The organism is Actinoplanes sp. NPDC048791, assembly GCF_040650095.1.
GTDB lineage: Bacteria > Actinomycetota > Actinomycetes > Mycobacteriales > Micromonosporaceae > Actinoplanes.
This window is the reverse complement of the sequence record NZ_JBEZGQ010000858.1, coordinates 1-3587: the sequence shown is the minus strand read 5'-3', so window position 1 is coordinate 3587 and position 3587 is coordinate 1. Positions and strand designations below refer to the sequence as shown.

The following is a 3587-nucleotide window of genomic DNA, read 5'->3' as shown; positions in this document are numbered from 1 at the left end:
GGTGCCCGCACTGCTGGACCGCCCGGAGCGCACCCTGGAGATCATCGGCGCACTCCACCGCGACGACAGCGAGTACGTGCGCCGCTCAGTGGCCAACCACCTCAACGACCTGAGCCGCCACCACGGCGACCTCGTGGTCCGGACCGCGGCCGAATGGCTCGCGGAGCCCGACCGGCACACAGCCCGGCTGGTCCGGCACGGCCTGCGCTCCCTGATCAAGCAGGGGCACCCGGGCGCGCTGGCCCTGCTCGGCTTCGCCCCGGCCACCGTCGAGGTGACCGGCCCGCTCATCGCGCCCGGCGAGGTGCCCTTCGGCGGTGAGCTGGCCTTCACCGCGACGGTGACGAACACCGGTTCCGCCCCGGCCACGCTGGCCATCGACTACGTCGTGCACCACCGGAAGGCCAACGGCACGCAGACCGGCAAGACCTTCAAGCTGACCACCGCGACGCTCGGACCCGGCGAGCGGCTGTCGCTGGAGCGCCGGCACTCGTTCCGGCAGATCACCACCCGGCGCTACCACCCCGGCGCGCACGCCGTCGAACTGCAGGTCAACGGCGTGCGCTCGGGCCGGGCGGACTTCGTGCTGGGCTCGCCGGCGGGCTGACTCAGCGGGCCGGCGCCGCCTCGTACGCGGTGCGCAGCGCCTGCAGGAACACGTCGGCGGACTGGGCGCCGGAGACGCCGTAGGCCTGGTTGAGCACGAAGAACGGCACGCCGGAGGCCCCGTACAGGCGGGCCTGGCGGATGTCGTCCTCGACGTCGGAGGTGTAGTCGTCGCCGGCCAGCACCCGCTGCGCCTCCGCCGCGGGGACGCCGATCTCGGCACCCAGCTGGACCAGGTTCGCGGTGTCCAGCGTGGCGCCCTCGATCAGGTTGGCCCGCATCAGCCGCTCGTGCGCCTCCGCGCCCAATCCGTGCGCCTTGGCCAGGTGGATCAGCCGGTGCGCGTCGAATGTGTTGATGCTCACCGCGCTGGCGAAGTCGTAGTGCAGACCCTCGGCCTCGGCCAGCTCGGCGACCTGCGCCGTCATGGCCTTGACCTGGTCCTTCGACCCGCCGAACTTCTTGGCCAGGGCGTCATAGACCGGCTCGGTCGTGCCCCTGGGGACGGACGGGTCGAGCTGGAAGCTGCGCCACACCAGCTCGACGTCGTCGGCGTGCTCGAAGGTGCGCAGCGCCGTCTCGAGCCGCCGCTTGCCGATGTAGCACCACGGGCAGACGATGTCCGACCAGATCTCCACCAGGACGCCGGCCACGTCAGCCACACATCCCGTCGGTGCAGGTCGCGGCATCCTCGGCACCCAGCACGATCAACGGCTGCGGGGTGCTCGCGGGCTGCGCCGGAGGCGGCGGGGGCGGGGGAGCGGACTGCTTCTGCACATCGGTCACCGATCCATCATGCGTCGGGAATCGGAGATCGTTAAGAAGGCACTTCCGGGTAAGTGCCTCCCAGGTGTGAGGCATTTGCCCGATAGGTCGGGCGGCCCCGTCGATCGACCGCCGGTGGGCTAGCGTCGACCTCTCGTGCCGAGCTGTCAGGGGGAGTCGTGGCCAAGGCTGGAGGAGTGTTCTGCGTCGAAGGTCAGTGGGAAGACGACCTGAACAGCCGCGGGTCGGTGCTGCCCACCCTCGAACTGCTCGAACGGCTCGGCAGCATCCGCTACATCCACCGGGACACGGCCACCACCGAGGAGCTGCACTACTACCTGGACACCTGGCTGTCCCGCAAGTACGCCGACTACAAGGTGGGCTTCTTCGCCCTGCACGGCCAGCCCACCCAGCTGTGCCTGACCAGCAAGCAGACGGTCGAGCTGGACGAGATAGCGGCCTGGATGTCGGGCCGGTGCGCGGGCCGCATCCTGTACTTCGGCAGCTGCCTGGTCCTGCGCGCCTCCGACCGCGTCCTGAAGGACTTCCTGCACGAGACGAAGGCGGCGATGCTCTGCGGCTTCACCAAGTCGATCGACTGGGTGGAATCGGCGGCCTTCGAAACCGTGGTCCTCAACACGCTGGTCAACGGCGGCAAGATCGACAGCGCGGAACGCCTGATGCGCTCGTCGCGCTGGACGGCCCTGTCGGACCACCTGGGCTTCCGCGTCGTCTACGCCAACGGCCGGAGCTGAGCCAGGAGTCGTGAATTGGCCGCAGCCGGGGCGGCGGTCCGCGTTTTACCGTACGGCCATGGATCACAGCGGGAACGTCGGTTTTCTGGGGCTGGGCATCATGGGTGAGCCGATGGCCCGCAACCTCGCCGCGGCCGGGGTGCCGGTGGTCGGCTGGTCGCGTACGCCTCGATCGGTGCCCGGGGTGAGTCTCGCGGACCGGCCGGCCGACGTCTTCGCCCGGGCCCGGATCGTGCTGCTCATGCTCTCCGGCAGCGGCGCGATCGACGAGGTCCTGGGCCGCGGCGGCCCGGGCTTCGCGGAGCTGGTGCAAGGGCACACGATCGTGCACATGGGCACCACCGCGCCGGAGTATTCGGCCGCGCTGCGTGACGATGTCGTGGTGGCCGGCGGGCGCTATGTGGAGGCGCCCGTGTCCGGGTCGCGGACCCCGGCGGTGGCCGGCGAGCTGGTCGGGATGCTGGCCGGCGATCCGGATGCCGTCAAGGAGGTACGCCCGCTGATGGCCCCGATGTGCCGCGAGGTCGTCGAGTGCGGCCCGGTCCCGCAGGCGCTGCTGATGAAGCTGTCGGTGAACCTGTTCCTGATCAGCCTGGTCACCGGGCTGGCCGAGGCCACGCATTTCGCCCAGCGGCAGGGTCTCGACCTGGACCTGCTGCGGGGCGTGCTGGACGCCGGGCCGATGGCCAGCGGCGTCTCCCGGGTCAAGGTGGAGAAGCTGGTCAGCCGGGACTTCACGGTGCAGGCGTCGATCCGGGACGTGCTGATGAACAACCAGCTGATCGCCGACGCGGCGCGGGCGGCCGGGATCGCGTCGCCGTTGCTGGACGAGTGCCACCGGTTGTTCGGGGAGGCGCTGGCGCTCGGCCACGGCGCGGAGGACATGGCGGCTGTGGTGCGCGCGATCGAGGCCCGTACGGACGCGGGCTGAGCTGAGCACGACGGTGCGGTCAGCCCGGACGGGACCGGCCGGTCAGTCGTTGTCCCAGACCACGGCGTCGAAGGTGACCGAGTCCTGGCGGCTGTCGATCTTGCGTACGGTGAGGCGGGCGATGCGGTCCTGGTTGGTCCGCGCACAGATGACCGCCCCGGTCTCGACAGCGGTGAGTTTCGCCACGCCCTGAGCCAGGGACGCCTCCTGGCACTGCGCGAACTCCGGCGTGCCGGAACCGTCCCAAAGGGCGAAGGCGGACGGCAGGCCGAGGGCGGCCTTGCCCACGTCGACCTCCCCGGCGTCGAGCCGTCCGAGGCTGAGATCGGCGGCGGCCGCGGTGTCGTCGGTGGCCCGGGGCGGCTCCCGGTCCAGGTCGACGGCGTCGCTCAGGCTCGGGACCGCGGAGACGACGAGACGCCCGGACCACCGCACCGGTACGCCCGCCGCGGAGCTCGGTCCGGTGGAGGCAGGCGCGTCCGAAGGAGCCGGCCGGGCGGCTGGGGGCGAAGCGGTGGTGGCGGCGGGCG

General features: G+C 71.3%; 5 protein-coding genes and 1 pseudogene. 3 read left to right on the top strand and 3 right to left on the bottom strand.

Annotated elements, in window-relative coordinates:
* Positions 1-607 (top strand): annotated as a pseudogene (locus tag AB0C29_RS38530) (hypothetical protein); the annotation flags it as partial.
* A gap of 1 nt (position 608) precedes the next feature.
* Here AB0C29_RS38530 and AB0C29_RS38525 read toward each other — a convergent pair.
* A complete protein-coding gene (locus AB0C29_RS38525; RefSeq protein ID WP_360831324.1) occupies positions 609-1268 on the bottom strand; it encodes a DsbA family oxidoreductase in 660 nt (219 codons plus the stop codon).
* Positions 1261-1392, bottom strand: a complete 132-nt coding sequence (locus AB0C29_RS38520) for a hypothetical protein (protein ID WP_360831322.1) — start codon at positions 1390-1392, stop codon at positions 1261-1263. The genes AB0C29_RS38525 and AB0C29_RS38520 overlap by 8 nt, the downstream gene beginning before the upstream one ends.
* A gap of 158 nt (positions 1393-1550) precedes the next feature.
* Between AB0C29_RS38520 and AB0C29_RS38515 the strand changes: the two genes are divergently transcribed.
* Together AB0C29_RS38515 and AB0C29_RS38510 are read left to right on the top strand one after the other, a co-directional pair.
* Entirely contained in the window at positions 1551-2126 is a 576-nt protein-coding gene (locus tag AB0C29_RS38515; protein WP_360831319.1) for a DUF6642 family protein, read from the top strand.
* A 58-nt stretch (positions 2127-2184) separates the two neighbouring features.
* The gene (locus AB0C29_RS38510) at positions 2185-3057 is read left to right on the top strand and encodes an NAD(P)-dependent oxidoreductase (RefSeq protein WP_360831317.1); all 873 of its coding nucleotides are present in this window, start codon (positions 2185-2187) and stop codon (positions 3055-3057) included.
* Positions 3058-3099: 42 nt separating this feature from the next.
* On the opposite strand, the gene AB0C29_RS38505 is transcribed toward AB0C29_RS38510, so the two are convergent.
* Positions 3100-3587: hypothetical protein (locus tag AB0C29_RS38505; RefSeq protein ID WP_360831314.1), on the bottom strand; the 488-nt coding region annotated here is incomplete at its 5' end.